Below are 21,757 nucleotides of genomic sequence, written 5' to 3'. Positions count from 1 at the left end.
TTCTTAATTAAAGAATTTTATACTTCAAAGAATTCGATTTCTTTACTATCGGCAGTAAGTTTAACGATAGCTTTACGACGCTTGTTAGTGTAACCAGCGTGTTTACCCATGCGTTTGAACTTACCTTTGTAGTTCATGATGTTTACTTTATCTACTTTCACGTCAAAGATTGCTTGAACGGCGTCTTTTACTTGAGTTTTGTTGGCTCTAGTATCAACTTCGAAAGTATACTTTTTCTCAGACATAAGATCAGTTGAAGCCTCTGTAATTACGGGGCGCTTAATGATTTCACGTACATCCATTATGCGAGCACCTCCTCTACTTTTTCAACAGCTGATTTAGTCATCACTAGTTTGTCATGTCCTAATACATCCAGAACGCTAATTCCTTCTGCAGTGACAACCGTTATACCAGGGATGTTACGAGCTGAAAGTGCTACGTTTTCGTCAAGACCGTCAGTGATCACTAATGTTTTAGAATCAACAGAAAGACCTTTTAGAACGCTAGCAAATTCTTTTGTTTTAGGAGCATCGAACGATAATGCTTCTAATACTAAGATGTTTTCTTCTACTACTTTAGAAGATAGTGCGGATTTAATCGCTAAGCGACGAACTTTCTTAGGAAGTTTGTAGCTGTAGCTGCGTGGAACTGGTCCAAATACAGTACCACCACCGCGCCATTGTGGAGAACGGATTGACCCTTGACGAGCACGACCTGTTCCTTTTTGACGCCAAGGCTTACGCCCACCGCCACGTACTTCAGAACGATTTTTTACTTTGTGATTTCCTTGACGTAGAGACGCTCTTTGCATCAATACTGCTTCAGTCATCACATGTGTGTTTGGTTCAATACCAAAAACAGTGTCATTAAGTTCAATATCACCAACTTTAGAACCGCTTTGGTTAAATAATGCTACTTTCGGCATTCTTGTTTCCTCCTTTCTTGAAAAGTTCTATTAGTTTGCTTTAATAGCAGACTTTACTTTGATCAGTTGTTTCTTAGGTCCAGGCACATTACCTTTGACTAAGATAAGGTTACGTTCAGCATCCACTTTTACAATTTCAAGGTTTTGAATTGTAATTTGCTCTCCGCCCATACGTCCAGGTAGTAATTTACCTTTGAATACGCGGTTTGGATCAACAGGACCCATTGAACCGGGACGACGGTGGTAACGAGAACCATGGGACATAGGTCCGCGGGATTGGTTGTGACGCTTGATAGCACCTTGGAAACCTTTACCTTTTGAAACTCCTGTTACATCTACGATTTCGCCTGCAGCGAAAATATCAACTTTGACTTCTTGACCAACTTCGTACTCTTCTACGTTTACACCGCGGATTTCACGGATGAAGCGCTTAGGAGCAGTTTCAGCTTTAGCAACGTGGCCTCTCTCTGGTTTGTTAGAAAGCTTTTCACGTTTGTCTTCAAAACCTACTTGGATAGCTTCGTAGCCATCAACGTCTGTAGATTTCTTTTGAAGTACCACGTTTTGAGCAGCCTCGATAACAGTTACAGGGATAAGATCACCGTTTTCAGCGAAAACTTGAGTCATACCAATCTTTCTTCCTAAGATTCCTTTGGTCATAAGTCACACCTCCTAGTTATTATGGTTTTTATGAATTAAAGTTTGATTTCGATATCTACACCTGATGGTAAGTCTAAACGCATAAGCGCATCAACTGTTTGCGGTGTCGGGTTTACAATGTCGATTAAGCGTTTGTGAGTACGCATTTCGAATTGCTCACGAGAATCTTTGTATTTGTGCACAGCACGTAAAATTGTATAAATAGACTTTTCAGTCGGTAGTGGGATCGGTCCTGAAACCGCCGCACCAGAACGTTTTGCTGTTTCAACAATTTTCTCAGCTGATTGATCAAGAATTCTGTGATCATAAGCCTTTAAACGGATACGAATCTTTTGTTTTGCCATTATTTTCCCTCCTTTATCGCCTATTTTTGAATAGACATTCTCCACAGAAATTTCCCACACACTCGCCATGGCAAAGCGGCCGTGTGTGTCAGCAACCTTCTGTTTCATCGCAGTCAAAGACCAACATTGTCTATTATAACTAAAACACCTAGAAGAAGCAAGGGTTTCTTGCAATTTCTTTATGTTTTGCACACTTTCTCTATTATACAAACGAACCGTTTAATTTTCAAGGTTATGTGTTATTTTCACAATATTTAATATCTGATCTTGCTAAAAGCTATAAGAAATTTGTAAGACGAATATTTTAATTACTGATGAGTGAGTTCATGTTGATTTCCACTGCAGGCAGCTCGCTTTCCGCGGGGCTGGCGGTGAGCCTCCTCGGGCTTCGCCCTGTGGGGTCTCACCTGTCCAGCTTTTCCCGCAGGAGTCGAGCTGCCTTCCGTTGCAATCAACAATGGGTATCATATCTATTGGTGTAGAGATTGGATTTCGCAAAATCCTATAAATATATTAAATATTTGATTGTGATCATTTTGTATAAACAATTCTTGTTAATAATGACAGCCTCGTATTATATATAGAAGAAAGTCGTAAATATAAACATTGAGTTTGGTGGAACTATCTTCTCACTTTTCGTACAAAAAAGGGTTGGAATAAATGGTTTTACCCGAATAAAGATTCGAACTATCATTAGAAATTCTTTTATCGATATCGAATGATAGTTCGGATCTTTTGTTTTTGTTAAACATACAAAGTGTATTTAGACGTTTCTAGCTGTTGATTGGAGTGCAAGACGTAGACTCCTACGGGAAAAGCGGAATAGGTGAGACCCCGCAGGAGCGATAGCGACGAGGAGGCTCGCCTTCCGCCCGAGGAAAGCGAAGTCTTGCACGGAGATCAACAGCGGTTCAGTAAAACGATTCATTTTGTCCTTTAGATTAGATCAAATTTGTTTTGTCCATGTAATTTACTCCCCTCTTATTTAAAATGCGCACAAAAAAACAGATGGACATGATGTCCATCTGTTTTTGATATCAATGATTACTCAGTGATTGTCGCTACTACTCCAGCACCTACAGTACGTCCACCCTCACGGATAGAGAACTTAGTACCTTCTTCAATAGCGATTGGAGCGATAAGCTCAACAGTCATTTCGATGTTATCGCCAGGCATAACCATTTCTACACCTTCAGGAAGGTTACAAATACCAGTTACGTCAGTTGTACGGAAGTAGAACTGTGGGCGGTAGTTAGTGAAGAATGGAGTGTGACGTCCACCTTCTTCTTTTGAAAGAACATAAACTTCTGCTTTGAATTTTGTGTGTGGAGTGATTGTACCTGGCTTAGCAAGTACTTGTCCACGTTGGATATCTTCACGAGCTACACCACGAAGTAGTGCACCGATGTTGTCTCCAGCTTCAGCATAGTCAAGAAGTTTACGGAACATTTCTACACCTGTTACAGTTGTAGACTTTGGTTCTTCAGAAAGACCGATGATGTCGATAGTGTCTCCAACTTTAACTTGTCCACGCTCAACACGACCTGTAGCAACTGTACCACGACCTGTGATTGAGAAAACGTCCTCAACAGGCATCATGAATGGTTTTTCAGTGTCACGCTCTGGAGTTGGGATGTAGCTATCTACAGCTTCCATAAGTTCGAAGATTTTCGCTTCCCACTCAGCATCTCCTTCAAGAGCTTTAAGAGCAGAACCTTTGATTACCGGTACGTCATCACCAGGGAAATCGTACTCAGAAAGAAGGTCACGTACTTCCATTTCTACTAATTCAAGTAGTTCTTCGTCGTCTACCATGTCACATTTGTTCATGAATACAACTAGGTATGGAACACCTACTTGACGAGAAAGAAGGATGTGCTCACGAGTTTGTGGCATTGGGCCGTCAGCAGCAGAAACTACTAGGATCCCACCATCCATTTGTGCAGCACCAGTGATCATGTTTTTAACATAGTCAGCATGTCCTGGGCAGTCAACGTGTGCATAGTGACGAGTATCAGTTTCATACTCAACGTGCGCAGTAGAGATTGTGATTCCACGTTCTCTTTCTTCTGGAGCACCGTCGATTTGGTCATATGCCATTGCAGTTCCACGACCATACTTCTTGTGAAGTGTAGTTGTGATAGCAGCTGTTAGAGTTGTTTTACCGTGGTCAACGTGACCGATTGTACCGATATTCGCATGTTGCTTGGAACGATCAAATTTTTCCTTACCCATTTGAAAATCCTCCTTTAATTTTAAAGAAAATAAGTATATTTTAGGTGCCTCAGAGACAGCAATAAAACCATCTCTGACGCAACAATTGCTTACATTAGTATTTATACTTTATAAAAGCGAATAAATCAATTATTCACCTTTATTTTTTTTGATGATCTCTTCAGAAATCGATTTAGGTACTTCTTCATAGTGGTCGAAGTGCATGGAGTATGTTCCACGTCCTTGTGTGTTAGAACGAAGGGAAGTTGCATATCCAAACATTTCTGATAGTGGTACGAACGCTTTAACGACTTGAGCGTTTCCGCGGGCTTCCATACCTTCTACACGTCCACGACGTGAAGTAACGTCACCCATGATATCTCCAAGGTATTCCTCAGGGATAACAACCTCTACTTTCATCATCGGCTCAAGGATTACCGGCTTACATTTAGAAGCAGCATTCTTAAGTGCCATTGATGCAGCGATTTTGAACGCCATCTCCGAGGAGTCAACGTCATGGTATGAACCATCGAATAATCTTGCTTTAACATCAACAAGTGGGAAACCAGCTAAGACACCATTTTCTAAAGCGTCAGATAGACCGGCTTGTACTGCAGGGATGTATTCACGAGGAACAACACCACCGACAATACCGTTCTCGAATTCGAATCCTTTACCTTCTTCATTAGGTGAGAATTCGATCCAAACGTGTCCGAATTGTCCACGTCCACCAGATTGACGAGCGAACTTACCTTCAACTTTAGCCGTATCACGGAAAGTCTCACGGTAAGATACTTGAGGAGCTCCTACGTTTGCTTCTACTTTGAACTCACGTTTCATACGGTCAACGATGATGTCTAAGTGAAGCTCACCCATTCCAGCGATGATAACCTGTCCAGTTTCCTGGTCAGTATGCGCACGGAATGTTGGATCTTCTTCTTGAAGTTTTTGTAGAGCAGTTGTCATTTTATCTTGGTCAGCCTTTGACTTAGGCTCAACAGATAAAGAGATAACCGGTTCTGGGAATACCATTGATTCTAAGATAACAAGGCTCTTTTCATCACATAGTGTATCTCCAGTACTAGTATCTTTAAGACCAACTGCTGCCGCAATATCTCCAGCGTAAACAGTAGAGATTTCTTCACGGGAGTTTGCGTGCATTTGCAGGATACGTCCTACACGTTCACGCTTGCCTTTAGAAGAGTTTCTTACATATGAACCAGAATCTAACGTTCCTGAGTACACACGGAAGAATGTTAATTTACCAACATAAGGGTCAGTTGCAACTTTGAACGCTAATGCAGAGAATGGTGCATCGTCAGCAGATGGACGAGTTACTTCTTCTTCTGTATCAGGTACAAAACCTTTGATATCTTCAACATCTGTTGGTGCTGGAAGATAATCAATTACTGAGTCAATTAATAATTGAACCCCTTTGTTTTTGAATGCAGACCCACAAACAACCGGGTAGAACTCGACAGTTAGTGTAGCTGCACGGATTGCTGCTTTGATTTCTTCGTTAGAAAGCTCTTCGCCTTCTAAGTACTTCATCATAAGCTCTTCATCAAGTTCAGATACAGCTTCAATTAGCTTTCCGCGGTATTCTTCAGCTTGATCTTTATACTCTTCAGGAATGTCACGAGCTTCTGCACGTGTTCCAAGGTCATCTTCATAGAAATAAGCTTTCATTTCTACTAAGTCAATGATACCTTCGAAATCGTCTTCAGCACCGATAGGAAGCTGAATTGGATGTGCATTTGCTTGTAAACGCTCATGAAGTGTACCTACAGAATAAAGGAAGTCAGCACCGATTTTGTCCATTTTGTTAACGAACACAACACGAGGAACCCCGTAAGTTGTTGCTTGGCGCCATACAGTTTCAGTTTGAGGCTCAACACCAGATTGAGCGTCAAGTACTGCTACTGCACCATCAAGTACACGCAGTGAACGTTCAACTTCAACTGTGAAGTCTACGTGTCCCGGTGTATCGATGATGTTGATACGATGGCCTTTCCATTGAGCTGTTGTCGCAGCAGAAGTGATTGTGATACCACGTTCCTGCTCTTGCTCCATCCAGTCCATTTGAGAAGCACCTTCGTGAGTTTCACCAATTTTATGGATACGACCAGTATAAAATAGGATACGCTCAGTAGCAGTTGTTTTACCGGCATCGATGTGAGCCATGATACCGATATTACGAGTGTTTTCTAAGGAGAACTCTCTAGGCATGCGGTCTTTCTCCTTCCTTATATAAGAATGTTTTGTTTGTTAAAGTTCAGATTACCAACGATAGTGAGCAAACGCTTTGTTCGCTTCAGCCATCTTGTGTGTATCTTCACGCTTCTTAACAGAAGCTCCAGTGTTGTTAGCTGCATCAAGAATTTCGTTAGCTAAACGCTCTTCCATTGTCTTCTCACCGCGAAGACGAGAGTAGTTTACTAACCAACGAAGACCTAATGTAGTACGACGCTCTGGACGCACCTCTACAGGTACTTGATAGTTTGAACCACCTACACGACGAGCTTTAACTTCCAATACCGGCATGATATTTTTTAAAGCTGCATCGAATACTTCCATTGCATCTTTACCTGAACGCTCGCTAATGATATCAAACGCTGCGTATAATTTCTTTTGAGCTTTACCTCTTTTACCGTCAATCATGATTTTATTGATTAAACGAGTAACTAATTTAGAATTGTACATTGGATCAGGTAAAACGTCTCTTTTTGCTACAGGACCTTTACGTGGCATGTGATTTCCTCCTTTCAACGAGAAATGAATTTATAGTCGTTTTATTATTTTTTAGCTGCTTTAGGGCGCTTAGTTCCGTATTTAGAACGTCCTTGCATACGGCCGTCAACTCCAGCTGTATCAAGCGCACCACGTACGATATGATAACGTACCCCTGGTAAATCCTTTACACGTCCTCCACGGATAAGAACAACACTGTGTTCTTGAAGGTTGTGTCCGATACCAGGAATGTAAGCAGTAACCTCGATTCCATTTGTTAAACGAACACGTGCATATTTACGTAAAGCCGAGTTCGGTTTCTTTGGAGTCATTGTACCAACACGAGTACATACACCACGTTTTTGTGGAGAAGACAAGTTCGTGTGCACCTTCTTAAAGCTGTTATAACCTTTGTTTAGAGCTGGTGACTTTGATTTAGTTGATTTTGATTGACGAGGCTTGCGAACTAATTGGTTAATAGTTGGCATTTTGTTTTCCTCCCTTCTTATTTGGTAAGCCCACACATCCAGGTGGTTCTTTTTTGGGTAAAAGTAAAGTTTTTGCAGATCGCTTCTACAAAAACTATTTTACTGTATAATCGCAACAGCTGCTGCTCCAACATCTATTCCGCACGATTTACCAAGCTTCTTCATTGAATCCACTTTGTTAACCTGTACATTAAGATCAATCGCGGCCTGAACTACTTTCGCTGTAACCTTGGGATCAGCATCCTCCGCAATTACAACTTCAAGTACATGACCTGTTTTAAGAGCTTTCACTGCTTGCTTTGTTCCTACAATAATTTCTTTGGCCTGCGCTACTTTTTCATAAGACATTTCATATCCTCCAAAGTAACAGGTTATTAATAGGAGCAACCTTGAATATATTATCATCTTAAAATCTCTATGTCAACAAAGATTTAAAAGATTTATAAAAGCTAACTCTTAAGCCTGTTGTTTGAGCAATCAAACCAGCCTAAGAGTTAGCCTTAATAGATTACTCTACTGTTACTGTTTCTTCACTAGTATCTTCTGCTAATACCGGTTCTGCTTTGCGGTAACGTTGCATACCCGTTCCTGCTGGAACCAGCTTACCGATGATAACATTTTCTTTTAATCCAAGTAACTCATCACGTTTTCCTTTAATTGCAGCGTCCGTTAACACACGAGTTGTTTCCTGGAATGATGCTGCAGATAAGAAGGAATCCGTTTCAAGTGAAGCTTTGGTGATTCCAAGCAGTACAGGACGTCCTGTAGCCGGAAGCTTTCCGCCGAATAATGCTTTTTCGTTCGCATCTCTGAATTGATGGATATCCATAAGAGTACCCGGAAGTACTTCAGATTCACCAGCATCGATGACTCGAACTTTACGTAACATTTGACGAACCATAACTTCAACGTGTTTGTCGCCAATTTCAACCCCTTGCATACGGTAAACCTTTTGTACTTCCCGCAGCAAGTATTCTTGAACGGCAGACACATCACGGACTTTAAGAAGTTCTTTAGGATCGATCGAACCTTCAGTGATTTCCTGACCGCGTGCTACTTTATCGTTCACAGCGAACTTCAGGCGTGCTGTGTAAGGAGCAGTGTAACTTCTCGTTTCCACGTCACCTTGAACGGTTATTTCATACTGACGATCTTTTCCTTCACTGATGGATGTGATCACACCATCGATTTCAGAAATGACGGCTTGACCTTTAGGGTTACGCGCCTCGAAGATCTCTTGGATACGCGGTAAACCTTGGGTGATATCGTCTCCTGCAACCCCACCGGTGTGGAACGTACGCATCGTTAACTGAGTACCAGGTTCCCCAATGGATTGAGCAGCAATGATACCAACAGCTTCCCCGACTTCGACTTTTTGACCGGTTGCAAGATTCGTTCCATAACATTTTTCACACACACCATGTCTTGTGTTACATGTGAAAGCAGAGCGGATCGAAACATGCTCGACACCAGCATCAATAATCGTTTTAGCCAAGTCTTCTGTGATCAGCTGATTCTCTGTGATGATGATTTCATCTGTCTCAGGATGACGTAAAGTTTTTCGTGAGTAACGACCGAGTAAACGTTCTTCAAGAGGTTCGATGATTTCCGTACCCTCTTTAATGGAGCCTACAAGCAGGCCTCTATCCGTTCCACAGTCTTCTTCACGAACAATAACATCTTGTGCAACGTCTACAAGTCGACGTGTCAGGTAACCTGAGTCAGCTGTTTTCAGTGCTGTATCGGCAAGACCTTTACGGGCACCATGTGTTGAGATGAAGTACTCAAGAACCGTTAGACCTTCACGGAAACTTGATTTGATCGGTAACTCAATGATACGACCAGCCGGGTTGGCCATCAGTCCACGCATACCAGCAAGCTGAGTAAAGTTGGATGCATTACCACGGGCACCCGAGTCACTCATCATGAAGATAGGATTGCGTTTATCCAGTGTCGCCATTAACTTACCTTGAATCGTATCTTTCGCAGCACTCCAGATGGAGATAACACGATCGTATCTTTCATCTTCTGTAATAAGACCACGCTTAAATTGTTTTAATACGTTGTCCACTTTACTTTGCGCTTCAATAAGGATCTCTTCTTTTTCCGCTAGTACAACGATATCCGCGATACCTACAGTAATACCGGCTTTAGTTGAGTATTTAAATCCAAGGTCCTTCATCTTATCAAGCATACGAGAGGTTTCGGTGATGGCGAACTTCTTGAATACTTCCGCAATGATATTCCCTAAGAAACCTTTTTTGAATGGGTTAATTAACTCACGGCTTTGGAATACTTCTTTCACGTTCGTTGACGGATCAACAAAGTAGTTCTCAGGAGTCGCAACTTCCAAGTTCGTTCTTGTCGGTTCGTTAATGAACGGGAATGTATCTGGTAAAATCTCGTTAAAGATTACTTTACCTACCGTTGTTAATAATAACTGTTTATTTTGCTTCTCAGTGAACGTTTTGTTGTTGATGGTGCTTGCATGGATCGCAATACGGGTATGCAAGTGTACATAACCGTTTTGATATGCAAGGATGACTTCACTTGCATCATTGAAGATCATTCCTTCACCAACCGCATTTTCACGTTCAAGTGTCAGGTAATAGTTACCTAATACCATATCCTGAGACGGAGTAACAACCGGTTTACCGTCTTTCGGATTTAAGATGTTTTGGGCAGCAAGCATCAGCATGCGAGCTTCAGCTTGTGCTTCAGAAGACAACGGTACGTGAACCGCCATTTGGTCACCATCAAAATCCGCATTGTATGCTGTACACACAAGTGGGTGAAGACGGATCGCTCTACCTTCGACAAGAGTTGGTTCAAATGCTTGAATACCAAGTCTGTGAAGTGTAGGGGCACGGTTTAAAAGAACTGGATGTTCTTTAATGACCCCTTCTAATACATCCCATACTTCCGGCTGAACGCGTTCAATCTTGCGCTTAGCACTCTTAATATTGTGAGCCAATCCTTTTTCAACGAGCTCTTTCATCACAAATGGCTTGAATAACTCAAGAGCCATTTCTTTAGGAAGACCACATTGGTACATCTTAAGGTTAGGTCCAACAACGATCACAGAACGCCCGGAATAGTCAACACGTTTACCGAGAAGGTTCTGACGGAAACGACCCTGCTTCCCTTTAAGCATATGTGAAAGGGATTTTAACGGACGGTTACCCGGTCCAGTAACTGGACGGCCGCGACGACCATTATCAATTAAAGCATCAACCGCTTCTTGAAGCATACGCTTCTCGTTTTGAACGATGATGCTTGGAGCACCAAGATCCAATAAACGCTTAAGACGGTTATTACGGTTAATAACACGACGATATAAATCATTTAAGTCAGAAGTCGCAAAGCGTCCACCGTCAAGTTGAACCATCGGGCGAAGCTCTGGAGGAATGACAGGAAGTACATCAAGAATCATCCAGTCCGGATCATTTCCTGAGTTTCTGAAAGATTCCACTACTTCCAACCGCTTGATTGCACGGGTACGGCGCTGACCTTGAGCTGTTTTGAGTTCTTCTTTTAAGAAATCAGCTTCTTTGTCCAGGTCGATGTCCTGCAGAAGCTTTTTAATCGCTTCTGCTCCCATTGCAGCTTGGAATTTCACTCCGTATTTCTCACGGTATGCACGGTACTCTTTTTCAGAAAGAAGTTGTTTTCTCTCAAGAGCCGTATCACCTGGTTCTGTTACAACATAAGAAGCGAAATAGATCACTTCTTCCAAAGCACGTGGGGACATGTCTAAAACAAGACCCATACGGCTTGGGATTCCTTTGAAGTACCAGATGTGAGATACAGGGGCAGCAAGTTCGATGTGTCCCATACGTTCACGACGAACTTTAGCCTTTGTTACTTCGACACCACAGCGGTCACAAACGACGCCCTTATAACGGACACGCTTGTATTTACCACAATGACATTCCCAGTCCTTCGTAGGACCGAAGATACGTTCACAGAACAAACCATCTTTTTCTGGTTTTAACGTACGATAGTTAATTGTTTCGGGTTTTTTAACTTCCCCGAAAGACCACGAACGGATCTTATCGGGGGATGCTAAACCAATTTTCATATACTCAAAATTATTTACATCTAGCAAGGGGCCTACCTCCCTTTTAATCTACAGGCTCTAACCCTAATTGCTCTAAATTTATTCTTTAGACCCTACTGTCTCGGATTCTTGTGCATTAGATTCAGAGATATTTAGCGTGTCTGCTTGTTGAACTTCTTCTTCATCCTCTAAGTCGCGCATTTCAATTTCTTCTTCGGTGCTAGAGAGGATCTTAACATCCATACCTAAACTTTGAAGCTCTTTGATCAGAACTTTAAATGATTCCGGAACTCCAGGTTCAGGAACGTTTTCACCTTTGACAATGGCTTCGTATGTTTTCACACGACCCACAACATCATCAGACTTAACTGTTAGAATTTCTTGCAGAGTATAAGCAGCACCGTATGCTTCAAGTGCCCATACCTCCATCTCACCGAAACGCTGTCCACCGAATTGCGCTTTACCACCCAGTGGCTGCTGCGTAACAAGTGAATAAGGACCGGTTGAACGTGCGTGAAGCTTATCATCAACCATGTGAGCAAGTTTGATCATATACATGATTCCAACTGATACACGATTATCAAACGGTTCACCACTTCTACCATCGTAAAGAACGGTTTTGGCATCGCGCGCCATACCTGCTTCTTCAATGGTTGCCCATACATCTTCCTCACGTGCTCCATCAAATACTGGTGAAGCAACATGAATTCCAAGGTATCTGGCTGCCATACCCAAATGAAGCTCCAACACCTGTCCGATATTCATACGAGATGGTACCCCTAATGGGTTCAACATGATATCGATCGGTGTGCCGTCTGGTAAGAACGGCATGTCTTCTTCAGGAAGGATTTTTGAGATAACACCTTTGTTACCATGTCGACCAGCCATTTTGTCCCCTTCAGAAATTTTACGTTTCTGAACGATGTATACACGTACAAGCTGATTCACACCTGGTGGTAATTCGTCGCCATCTTCACGGTTGAAGACTTTAACATCAAGGATAATTCCCCCACCACCATGTGGTACACGAAGAGATGTATCTCGAACTTCACGAGCTTTCTCACCGAAGATTGCATGTAATAAGCGTTCTTCAGCAGTCAACTCTGTTACACCTTTTGGCGTTACTTTACCAACAAGTAGGTCGCCATCTTTCACTTCAGCACCGATTCGGATGATTCCGCGCTCATCAAGATTGCGTAGGGCATCCTCACCGACGTTAGGAATATCACGAGTGATTTCTTCTGGCCCTAATTTCGTATCACGAGATTCGGACTCATATTCTTCAATATGAATAGAAGTATATACATCGTCTTTCACAAGACGTTCACTCATGATGATCGCATCTTCATAGTTGTAACCGTCCCACGTCATGAATCCAACCATAACGTTACGTCCCAAGGCGAGTTCACCTTTCTCCATGGAAGGACCATCAGCAAGGATTTCTCCTTTTACCACACGGTCGCCTTCACTTACGATCGGACGCTGGTTGTAACATGTCCCTTGGTTAGAACGGATGAATTTCTGCATACGATACTTATCGAGGTCACCTTTTACTTCTTGACCATCAATTTCTTTCACACGACGCACCCAAACTTGTTTCGCTTCAACCTTTTCCACGATACCTTCGTATTTACAAATCACGGCTGCACCAGAGTCTTTCGCAGATACGTGTTCCATACCCGTTCCGACGATCGGTGATTCAGGATTCATTAAAGGTACTGCTTGACGTTGCATGTTGGCTCCCATAAGAGCACGGTTGGAGTCATCGTTCTCTAAGAATGGAATACATGCTGTCGCAGCTGAAACTACTTGTTTAGGAGATACATCCATGTAGTCAAGACGTTCGCGCTTGATGACCGTGTTTTCACCACGGAAACGAGCGATGACTTCTTCATCAAGGAATGCGCCGTCATCTCCAAGGCGTGCGTTCGCTTGCGCCACTACATAGTTATCTTCTTCGTCTGCTGTCAGATAATCGATACGATTGGTTACTTTCCCTGTATCAGGATCGACGCGACGATACGGTGTTTCGATAAAGCCGAATTTATTCACTTTCGCAAAGGAGGAAAGTGAGTTGATCAGTCCGATGTTAGGACCCTCAGGTGTTTCAATCGGACACATACGACCGTAGTGGGAATAATGGACGTCACGCACTTCGAATCCAGCACGTTCACGTGTTAATCCACCAGGTCCTAAAGCAGAAAGACGACGTTTGTGCGTTAATTCTGCAAGAGGATTCGTTTGATCCATGAATTGAGATAATTGAGAGCTTCCAAAGAACTCTTTAATTGATGCGATAACCGGACGTATGTTAATCAGTTGTTGAGGCGTGATGGTGTTAGTGTCCTGGATGGACATTCTTTCACGAACTACACGCTCCATACGAGATAAACCAATACGGAATTGGTTTTGAAGCAATTCACCAACCGAACGTAAACGACGGTTACCTAAATGGTCAATATCATCCGTAAGTCCTACTCCATGCAATAAGTTAAAGAAGTAAGAAATAGAAGAAATGATATCTGCGGGTGTAATATACTTAACCTCTTCTTCAACATACGCATTGCTGATTACGTTGATTTCAAACTCTCCCTCTTCGTTAGGAGAATAGATTTTGATAGATTGAAGAACGACGTCTTCTTCTAACACGCCACCAGACTGTTGGTAATTTTTAAACCCGATACCATTTTCTAGATAAGGAATAACCTTATCCAGAGCGCGACGATCAAGAACCGTACCCTTCTCTGCCAAAATCTCACCCGTTTCCGGATCTGCTAGAGTTTCTGCTAGAGTTTGACCGAATAAACGGTTCTTAATGTGAAGCTTTTTGTTCATTTTGTAACGTCCAACGTTTGCTAAGTCATAACGCTTTGGATCAAAGAAACGAGAAACGAGTAAACTTTTAGCATTTTCTACTGTAGGAGGCTCTCCTGGACGCAGACGCTCATAAATCTCGAGCAATGCCTTGTCGATACCTTCCGTGTTGTCTTTCTCGAGCGTGTTACGAATGTACTCATTATCACCGATCAGATCGATGATTTCTTGATCAGAGCCAAACCCAAGGGCACGTAAAAGAACCGTTACCGGTAGTTTGCGAGTTCGATCAATTCGCACATATACAACATCTTTTGCATCTGTTTCATACTCAAGCCAAGCTCCGCGGTTTGGTATAACGGTAGCAGTAAACCCTTTCTTTCCGTTCTTATCTACTTTTCCGCTAAAGTAAACACTAGGTGAACGTACTAGCTGAGATACGATAACACGCTCAGCACCATTAATGACAAAAGTACCTGTGTCCGTCATTAACGGGAAATCACCCATAAATACGTCTTGATCTTTTACTTCTCCTGTTTCTTTGTTCACAAGACGGACTTTCACTCTAAGCGGTGCAGAGTAAGTAACATCTCTTTCCTTTGATTCTTCCACCGAGTACTTTGGCTCTCCCAGACTATAATCAATAAATTCCAAAGAGAGATTACCAGTGAAGTCCTCAATCGGAGAAATGTCACGGAACATTTCTCTTAACCCCTCATCAAGAAACCATTGATACGAGGAAGTTTGAATTTCGATTAAATTCGGTAATTCTAAAACTTCACTGATACGCGCAAAACTTCTGCGTTGGCGGTGTCGTCCATACTGAACTAGTTGACCTGTCAACTGATTCACCCCTCAAATCAAGCGTTTTGGTTGTGTCTATATGCCTTAAAGTAGGAATACTACTCTACACAAGACAAAAAGAAAAAGGGTTTTAATGATAAAACCTCATTTTCAAATGACGAACTATTATTTTATAATCTTTTCCAATTCATCCAATATATATACATATGGACATAATACCGGAAAATAATATTTTTGCATTTTATAATGTTATCATAGCAGTAAAGCTACGTCAACGGATTTCTTTTACCGATTTCAAGATGTAGTATCCCTTTTTCCTTGTGACAATCTCTACATTTGAAAACAGTTTTTCCATTTTATCCATGGCAGATGGAGCACCTTGTTTCTTTTGGATAACGACCCACAATTCACCCAGTTCCGTCAGATGGTCGTAACTATTTTCAAGAATGGAATGAACGGTTTCTTTCCCTGCCCGTATTGGTGGATTCGTTAAAATGGCAGCAAACTCCTTTTCGAAGACACTCGCATATCGGTCACTTTGATAGATGCTCACATTCTGAACTTTATTCTCTTTAGCGTTTTCTTCCGCCAAAGACAATGCTCTCTCATTTACATCAATCATATGAACCTTTCGATCCACAAGGTCTTTTGCCAGGGACAACCCGATCGGGCCATATCCACAGCCGACATCCAATAACGCACCCTTAACAGCAGGAATTTCAAACGCTTCGATTAACGCTCTTGATCCAAAATCCACTTCTTTTTTCGAAAAGACACCCTGGTCCGTTTTGAAACGGAACGTATGCCCTCTTAATTCAAAGGTTATGGTTTGGGGGTTACTTTCTACATCCGGGTTATGGGAATAATAGTGATTGGTCATTATATCATCTCCATCCATTTGTACCTTCTGTCTGTTAACCATCTTTCCCAAAAGAAAATGAAGGTAGAAGCCAGACAAGAAAAAAGCCCGCCAACAATAGCGAGCTTTTCATCTATACAATCATTACTTAACTTCTACGCCAGCTCCAACTTCTTCAAGTTTAGCTTTAAGTTCTTCAGCTTCCTCTTTAGAAATACCTTCTTTAAGAGCTTTAGGAGTGTTATCAACCATTTCTTTCGCTTCTTTAAGGCCAAGACCTGTGATTTCACGAACAACTTTGATAACCTTGATTTTTTGAGCTCCAGCGCTCTCAAGGATTACGTCGAATTCAGTTTTTTCTGCAGCAGCGTCTCCGCCACCAGCAGCTACAGCTACAGGTGCAGCAGCAGTTACTCCGAATTCTTCTTCGATTGCTTTAACTAGATCATTTAATTCAAGAACTGACATTTCTTTAATCGCGTCAATGATTTGCTCTTTACTCATTTTAAATTTCCTCCTTGTGATGTTTGCTTATTTTTTATTTAAACGACTTGCTTTAGCTTACGCGCCTTGCTCTTCTTTTTGATCTGCAACGGCTTTTGTTGCCAACGCAAAGTTGCGCATTGGTGCTTGAAGCACGCTGAGTAGCATAGAAAGAAGTCCTTCGCGGTTTGGAAGTTCAGCAATTGCTTTAACATCCTCAACTGAAGTGATTGTTCCTTCGATGACACCCGTTTTGATTTCAAGCGCTTCGTGTTCTTTAGCGAAGCTGTTAAGGATCTTTGCAGGTGCAACTACTTCTTCTGTACTGAACGCGATTGCGTTAGGACCAGTTAAGAATTCGTTTAACCCTTCAAGACCAGCTTCTTCTGCCGCACGACGTACCATAGTGTTTTTGTACACTTTGAACTCGATGCCAGCTTCACGAAGTTGTTTACGAAGCTCAGTTACTTCGGAAACGTCTAGGCCACGGTAATCTACAACGATTGTAGATACACTGTTTTTTAGCTTGTCAGAGATTTCTCCAACGATGTGTTTCTTTTGATCTAGAATGCTGCTCATCATTACACCTCCTGTAGATTGACTGATGAACATTTATACCGTCATCCAATAAAAAATGCCCTTATGTCAAGGTAGACATAAGGGCATTGCAAACACGCTATAAGCGGTTATTTTATCGCAATTACCTCGGCAGGATATTAAGCTCGTAATGAGCCCCTACTGTCTACGGTACAAATGTATTCGTTTTTTAACAACAGAACTAATTATAATCACTAGTTCATGGTAAGTCAATACCAAATTATGCCTTAACTGCGAAAGTTGAAGGATCGACTTTAACGCCAGGTCCCATTGTAGAAGTTACAGAAACGTTTTTCATGTAAGTTCCTTTTGCAGCAGCAGGTTTAACTTTAAGCATTGTTTCATACATTGTAGCAAAGTTTTCAACAAGCTTTTCGTTATCGAATGAAATCTTTCCAACAGGAACATGAACGTTACCTGATTTGTCAGCACGGTATTCAACTTTACCTGCTTTGATTTCATTAACAGCTTTCGTTACGTCAAATGTAACTGTACCAGTTTTAGGGTTTGGCATTAAACCTTTAGGTCCTAATACACGACCAAGCTTACCAACTTCACCCATCATGTCTGGAGTTGCAACGATTACGTCGAACTCGAACCAACCTTGGTTGATCTTGTTGATAAGTTCTGCATCACCTACGAAATCAGCGCCGGCAGCTTCTGCTTCTTTAGCTTTATCGCCTTTAGCGAATACAAGAACCTTTTGAGTTTTACCAGTTCCATGAGGAAGTACAACTGCTCCACGGATTTGCTGGTCGTTTTTACGTGTATCTACACCTAAGCGGAACGCTACTTCAATCGTTGCGTCAAACTTAGCGAAGTTTGTTTTCTTAACTAGTTCGATTGCTTCTTCCACTGAGTAAGCTGTAGTACGATCTACAAGCTTTTGAGCTTCAAGAAACTTTTTACCTTTTTTAGCCATTATAAATTTCCTCCTATATGTGGTTTTAGCGGAATAACCTCCCACGAAATAAGGTTGCGAGTGAAACGTACATTTCATCATCGCAACCTCGTTCAACAGGAACCTCTACTTTAACGAAGCAGGGATTAGTCTTCGATGACGATACCCATGCTGCGCGCAGTTCCTTCTACCATGCGCATAGCTGATTCAACACTAGCTGCATTTAAGTCAGGCATTTTTGTTTCAGCAATTTCACGTACTTTGTCGCGTTTAAGTGTTGCCACTTTCTTGCTGTTTGGTTCGCCTGAACCAGACTCGATACCTGCAGCTTTCTTAAGAAGAACAGCAGCGGGTGGAGTTTTTGTGATGAATGTAAATGAACGGTCTTCAAATACCGTGATTTCAACAGGAATGATTAAGCCAGCTTGATCTGCTGTACGAGCATTGAATTCCTTACAGAATCCCATGATGTTAACACCTGCTTGACCTAGTGCAGGACCAACTGGTGGAGCTGGATTAGCTTTACCGGCAGGAATCTGCAATTTAACCATTTTGATAACTTTTTTAGCCACGAGACACACCTCCTTAAGTCCGTGATGTGGTTATTGGGTTTTTCACCCTCCCACTCAATGTAAAAAATGTCTTTATCAACATAAAGAACGTCTATTAGTTTCAGTATCTCTTTGTGGAGACGCACTGACTTATGAAATAGTACCATTTTTTCAGAATGATTTCAAGTTCTTTTCCATTATAATTTATCAATCTGGGAGAAATCCAGTTCTACCGGGGTGTCTCTACCAAACATATTAACGTGGACTTTGACTTTAGCTTTCGCATTATCGATCTCTTCAATCGAACCTGTAAAGTTTGCAAATGGACCTTCATTCACTTTTACAGTTTCCCCTAATTCGAAGTCGATCTCTACCTTTTTCTCTGTCATGCCCATTTGCTTCAGAAGATTTGTCACTTCTTCCGGCAGTAACGGAGTAGGCTTTGAACCTGATCCTGATGAACCGACGAAACCGGTCACTCCAGGTGTGTTGCGGACAACATACCAGGAATCATCCGTCATGACGATTTCAACAATCACATAACCTGGAAATACTTTCTTCTTCACTACTTTCTTCTTACCGTTCTTAAAGTCCGTTTCTTCTTCTTCAGGAACGATCACTCGGAAGATCTTATCTTGCATCCCCATCGTTTCAACACGTTTCTCAAGGTTTGCTTTTACCTTATTCTCATATCCTGAATACGTATGGACTACATACCAATTCTTCTCCATTACATAGGACTAAACGTCCGTCCCTCCTCGCTATTTAAGAATACTCATTCGCCTTTTTTCTCCAAATGAAAAAACCCGTAAAAAGATAACGGGCTCTAAGGTCATGTACTCTATTAACATTCATTATACCATGCTTTCATGGTATATATACAACTAATTCTATGTTTCTCTTACTTAGAACCAATGATCAATCGCATAAGTTCTGAGATGCCCAGGTCGATAACTGCAAAGAAAAGGGCAACAAATACCACTGTTGTAATAACCGTGATCGTATAGCGCGTTAACTCTTTACGTTTAGGCCAGCTGACCTTTCTCATTTCCAATGCAACATTGCGAAAGAATTTAAACATCCGTTAGTAACCTCCAACTAATATCAATACGCAAGACTTCCTGCACTATTTAGTTTCTTTGTGCAGAGTGTGAGCATTACATGTATTACAGAATTTCTTTAATTCTAATCGAACAGCCTGATTACGATTTCCCGGTACAGAATAATTCCTCGAACCGCACACCGTACAAGCCAATATTAATTTAGTAGTCATATATTCCACCTATATTATACATAGTAAGTCCTATCAAAAATAACATGACCACCAATTTGTGTCAATATGACTTTACATGGTTATTTCGCGAACTTCCAAGTACCGTTCAAGCTTTCGTTTTACTCGCTGCAATGCGTTGTCGATGGACTTCACATGGCGGTTAAGCTCTTCGGAAATCTCCTGATAAGACTGCCCGTCCAAATAAAGGGCCAGGACTTTCCGCTCAAGGTCGCTTAACAGCTGAGCCATCTTGTCCTCCATATTATCGAATTCTTCACGATTGATAATGAGCGCTTCCGGATCCATTACTTTCGCACCTGAAATGACATCTAATAGCGTTCGGTCAGATTCATCATCATAAATGGGCTTATCCAATGAAACATATGAGTTCAACGGTATATGCTTCTGTCTCGTGGCTGTCTTAATGGCAGTTATGATTTGTCTTGTGATACAAAGTTCCGCAAACGCTTTAAAAGACGTCAGCTTGTCCTCCTTATAATCCCGGATGGCTTTGTATAATCCAATCATACCTTCCTGGACTATATCTTCCTTATCTGCCCCTATTAAAAAATACGAGCGTGCTTTCGCTCTTACAAAATTACGGTATTTCCTGATTAAGAAATCTAACGCTTCGCTGTGACCCTGATGGACGGCTTCTATTATCTCTTCATCATCCATGCCTTCTAATCGATTATCAAATGCTTCTGTCCTGGTGATATTGCTCACACACATCCCCCCGCGCAAAACAATAGATAGAAATATTATACATTACAGAAAATTCAATCGTCAACCTATCATTGTTCCCCACGCCGCCATTTTTCGAAAATTTCAGCAACTTCTTCAGACAATTGTATCTTAGAAGCCGGTCTTTGTGTACTTGAGCTTCGTACTTTTCTCTCAATCTTTTTTTCGATGACTTTCACTTCGGTCAAGAGCTCCCTCGCAGATTTCCGAAGGGCTCCTTGACCAAAGATCGCCCATTGTTCGGTAAAATCAGAGGTGGCGACATGAATCTGTGTTTTGATATTGCTTAATTCAATGGCCAATCTTTCAATTCGTTCATCTGCTGTTTCATTTTCTCTTGTAAAGAGCACTTCCACTTTGTAATTTTGATATTTCCGGGCAATTCCCTGAACATAATAGGCATCAAATACAACAATGACACGGTAACCCGTATACCCTTGATACTCCGCCATTAGTTCGACCAGGCGGTCTCTTGCTGCGGCTAAGTCTTTCTGCTTCAACTCATTTAATTCCGGCCAGGCACCGATTATGTTATAGCCATCCACAAGGAGAATATCCATCTCCCTTATTCTCCCAATGGGTGGCGCTTACGATAAACCTCATACATTAAAATACTAGCTGCCACCGAAGCGTTTAGTGATGTAACATGACCGATCATAGGCAACTGAACAAGGAAATCGCATTTATCTCTCAAAATGCGGCTCATCCCTTTTCCTTCACTTCCGATAATTAATCCGATAGGAAGAGTGCCGTCCAACTGGCGGAAATCCTGCTTTCCCTTCGCATCCGTTCCAGCTACCCACACACCTCGCTCTTTCAGCTCATCCACCGCTCTCGATAGATTCGTCACGCGGGCAACGGGGATATGCTCAATGGCACCAGTGGACGCCTTCGCTACGGTTGAGGTAAGTCCCACCGCTCTTCTCTTAGGAATAATGATTCCATGGGCACCCGCCGCATCTGCAGTCCTCATGATGGACCCCAGGTTATGGGGGTCTTCCAATTCATCCAGGATCAGAATAAAAGGATCCTCCCCTTTTTGTTCTGCTTTTTGAAACAAATCATCAAGTTCAGCATACTGATAAGCGGCAACAGAAGCGACCACCCCTTGGTGATTCTCTGATACCATCTGTTCGATTTTCTTTTTCGGGACATATTGAACCATGACGTTCGATTCCTTGGCAAGTCCTACGATTTGCTGAATGGAACCTTTCTGTGAACCCTCTGCAATCCAAATCTTGTTGATATCCCTCCCTGACTTTAACGCTTCAATGACGGGATTTCTTCCTCCGATAAAATCTTTACTCATT

General features: G+C 41.9%; 22 protein-coding genes and 1 other annotated feature. All 22 genes read right to left on the bottom strand.

Going from position 1 to position 21,757, the window contains the following annotated elements; all coding sequences use genetic code 11:
• Nucleotides 1–17: 17 nt before the first annotated feature.
• Nucleotides 18–302, bottom strand: a complete 285-nt coding sequence (gene rplW / locus BAA9072_RS19885) for a 50S ribosomal protein L23 (protein WP_034765982.1) — start codon at nucleotides 300–302, stop codon at nucleotides 18–20.
• On the bottom strand, nucleotides 302–925 hold the full coding sequence (rplD, locus tag BAA9072_RS19880; protein ID WP_201716419.1) for a 50S ribosomal protein L4: 624 nt from the start codon (nucleotides 923–925) through the stop codon (nucleotides 302–304). The genes rplW and rplD overlap by 1 nt, the downstream gene beginning before the upstream one ends.
• Nucleotides 926–955: 30 nt before the next feature.
• Nucleotides 956–1,585 carry a 50S ribosomal protein L3 gene (gene rplC / locus BAA9072_RS19875; protein WP_060674124.1) on the bottom strand — a complete coding sequence of 210 codons (630 nt, stop codon included), beginning with the start codon at nucleotides 1,583–1,585 and terminating at the stop codon, nucleotides 956–958.
• A gap of 35 nt (nucleotides 1,586–1,620) precedes the next feature.
• Nucleotides 1,621–1,929 (bottom strand): 30S ribosomal protein S10, encoded by a 309-nt coding sequence (gene rpsJ, locus BAA9072_RS19870; protein ID WP_034676072.1) that lies wholly within the window; start codon nucleotides 1,927–1,929, stop codon nucleotides 1,621–1,623.
• A 1,044-nt stretch (nucleotides 1,930–2,973) separates the two neighbouring features.
• Nucleotides 2,974–4,164 (bottom strand): elongation factor Tu, encoded by a 1,191-nt coding sequence (gene tuf / locus BAA9072_RS19865; protein WP_044340522.1) that lies wholly within the window; start codon nucleotides 4,162–4,164, stop codon nucleotides 2,974–2,976.
• A gap of 129 nt (nucleotides 4,165–4,293) precedes the next feature.
• Nucleotides 4,294–6,372 (bottom strand): elongation factor G, encoded by a 2,079-nt coding sequence (gene fusA / locus BAA9072_RS19860; RefSeq protein WP_201716418.1) that lies wholly within the window; start codon nucleotides 6,370–6,372, stop codon nucleotides 4,294–4,296.
• Nucleotides 6,373–6,423: 51 nt separating this feature from the next.
• Nucleotides 6,424–6,894, bottom strand: coding sequence for a 30S ribosomal protein S7 (gene rpsG, locus BAA9072_RS19855; RefSeq protein WP_034765993.1), 471 nt, complete (start codon nucleotides 6,892–6,894; stop codon nucleotides 6,424–6,426).
• A 44-nt stretch (nucleotides 6,895–6,938) separates the two neighbouring features.
• Nucleotides 6,939–7,361 (bottom strand): 30S ribosomal protein S12, encoded by a 423-nt coding sequence (gene rpsL, locus BAA9072_RS19850; RefSeq protein ID WP_034765995.1) that lies wholly within the window; start codon nucleotides 7,359–7,361, stop codon nucleotides 6,939–6,941.
• A gap of 99 nt (nucleotides 7,362–7,460) precedes the next feature.
• The gene (locus BAA9072_RS19845) at nucleotides 7,461–7,709 is read right to left on the bottom strand and encodes a 50S ribosomal protein L7ae-like protein (protein WP_201716417.1); all 249 of its coding nucleotides are present in this window, start codon (nucleotides 7,707–7,709) and stop codon (nucleotides 7,461–7,463) included.
• 160 nt (nucleotides 7,710–7,869) lie between these two features.
• Nucleotides 7,870–11,469: a DNA-directed RNA polymerase subunit beta' gene (gene rpoC / locus BAA9072_RS19840; protein ID WP_201716416.1), complete on the bottom strand. Its 3,600-nt coding sequence runs from the start codon at nucleotides 11,467–11,469 to the stop codon at nucleotides 7,870–7,872.
• Nucleotides 11,470–11,520: 51 nt separating this feature from the next.
• Nucleotides 11,521–15,078 (bottom strand): DNA-directed RNA polymerase subunit beta, encoded by a 3,558-nt coding sequence (gene rpoB / locus BAA9072_RS19835; RefSeq protein ID WP_201716415.1) that lies wholly within the window; start codon nucleotides 15,076–15,078, stop codon nucleotides 11,521–11,523.
• 232 nt (nucleotides 15,079–15,310) lie between these two features.
• Nucleotides 15,311–15,919: a class I SAM-dependent methyltransferase gene (locus BAA9072_RS19830; protein ID WP_201716414.1), complete on the bottom strand. Its 609-nt coding sequence runs from the start codon at nucleotides 15,917–15,919 to the stop codon at nucleotides 15,311–15,313.
• 123 nt (nucleotides 15,920–16,042) lie between these two features.
• The gene (gene rplL / locus BAA9072_RS19825; protein WP_201716413.1) at nucleotides 16,043–16,402 is read right to left on the bottom strand and encodes a 50S ribosomal protein L7/L12; all 360 of its coding nucleotides are present in this window, start codon (nucleotides 16,400–16,402) and stop codon (nucleotides 16,043–16,045) included.
• 57 nt (nucleotides 16,403–16,459) lie between these two features.
• Nucleotides 16,460–16,960, bottom strand: a complete 501-nt coding sequence (gene rplJ, locus BAA9072_RS19820; RefSeq protein WP_201716436.1) for a 50S ribosomal protein L10 — start codon at nucleotides 16,958–16,960, stop codon at nucleotides 16,460–16,462.
• A gap of 42 nt (nucleotides 16,961–17,002) precedes the next feature.
• Nucleotides 17,003–17,147, bottom strand: a sequence feature (ribosomal protein L10 leader region).
• A gap of 51 nt (nucleotides 17,148–17,198) precedes the next feature.
• Nucleotides 17,199–17,900 (bottom strand): 50S ribosomal protein L1, encoded by a 702-nt coding sequence (gene rplA / locus BAA9072_RS19815; RefSeq protein WP_034766007.1) that lies wholly within the window; start codon nucleotides 17,898–17,900, stop codon nucleotides 17,199–17,201.
• Between the two features lie 125 nt (nucleotides 17,901–18,025).
• Nucleotides 18,026–18,451, bottom strand: coding sequence for a 50S ribosomal protein L11 (rplK, locus tag BAA9072_RS19810; RefSeq protein WP_032085258.1), 426 nt, complete (start codon nucleotides 18,449–18,451; stop codon nucleotides 18,026–18,028).
• A gap of 176 nt (nucleotides 18,452–18,627) precedes the next feature.
• Nucleotides 18,628–19,161, bottom strand: a complete 534-nt coding sequence (gene nusG, locus BAA9072_RS19805) for a transcription termination/antitermination protein NusG (RefSeq protein ID WP_098353402.1) — start codon at nucleotides 19,159–19,161, stop codon at nucleotides 18,628–18,630.
• Nucleotides 19,162–19,331: 170 nt separating this feature from the next.
• Nucleotides 19,332–19,511 (bottom strand): preprotein translocase subunit SecE, encoded by a 180-nt coding sequence (gene secE, locus BAA9072_RS19800; RefSeq protein ID WP_201716412.1) that lies wholly within the window; start codon nucleotides 19,509–19,511, stop codon nucleotides 19,332–19,334.
• Between the two features lie 45 nt (nucleotides 19,512–19,556).
• On the bottom strand, nucleotides 19,557–19,703 hold the full coding sequence (gene rpmG / locus BAA9072_RS19795; protein ID WP_079534455.1) for a 50S ribosomal protein L33: 147 nt from the start codon (nucleotides 19,701–19,703) through the stop codon (nucleotides 19,557–19,559).
• 72 nt (nucleotides 19,704–19,775) lie between these two features.
• Complete coding sequence (gene sigH / locus BAA9072_RS19790; RefSeq protein WP_374056919.1) at nucleotides 19,776–20,420, bottom strand: RNA polymerase sporulation sigma factor SigH; 645 nt, start codon at nucleotides 20,418–20,420, stop codon at nucleotides 19,776–19,778.
• A 77-nt stretch (nucleotides 20,421–20,497) separates the two neighbouring features.
• Complete coding sequence (locus BAA9072_RS19785; RefSeq protein ID WP_201716411.1) at nucleotides 20,498–21,007, bottom strand: NYN domain-containing protein; 510 nt, start codon at nucleotides 21,005–21,007, stop codon at nucleotides 20,498–20,500.
• A gap of 5 nt (nucleotides 21,008–21,012) precedes the next feature.
• The gene (gene rlmB / locus BAA9072_RS19780) at nucleotides 21,013–21,756 is read right to left on the bottom strand and encodes a 23S rRNA (guanosine(2251)-2'-O)-methyltransferase RlmB (RefSeq protein WP_201716410.1); all 744 of its coding nucleotides are present in this window, start codon (nucleotides 21,754–21,756) and stop codon (nucleotides 21,013–21,015) included.
• Nucleotide 21,757 lies beyond the last annotated feature (1 nt).

The organism is Rossellomorea arthrocnemi, assembly GCF_904424705.1.
Lineage (GTDB): Bacteria > Bacillota > Bacilli > Bacillales > Bacillaceae_B > Rossellomorea > Rossellomorea arthrocnemi.
The sequence above is the reverse complement of the archived record's forward strand: the minus strand, read 5'-3'. Positions and strand labels throughout refer to the sequence as shown.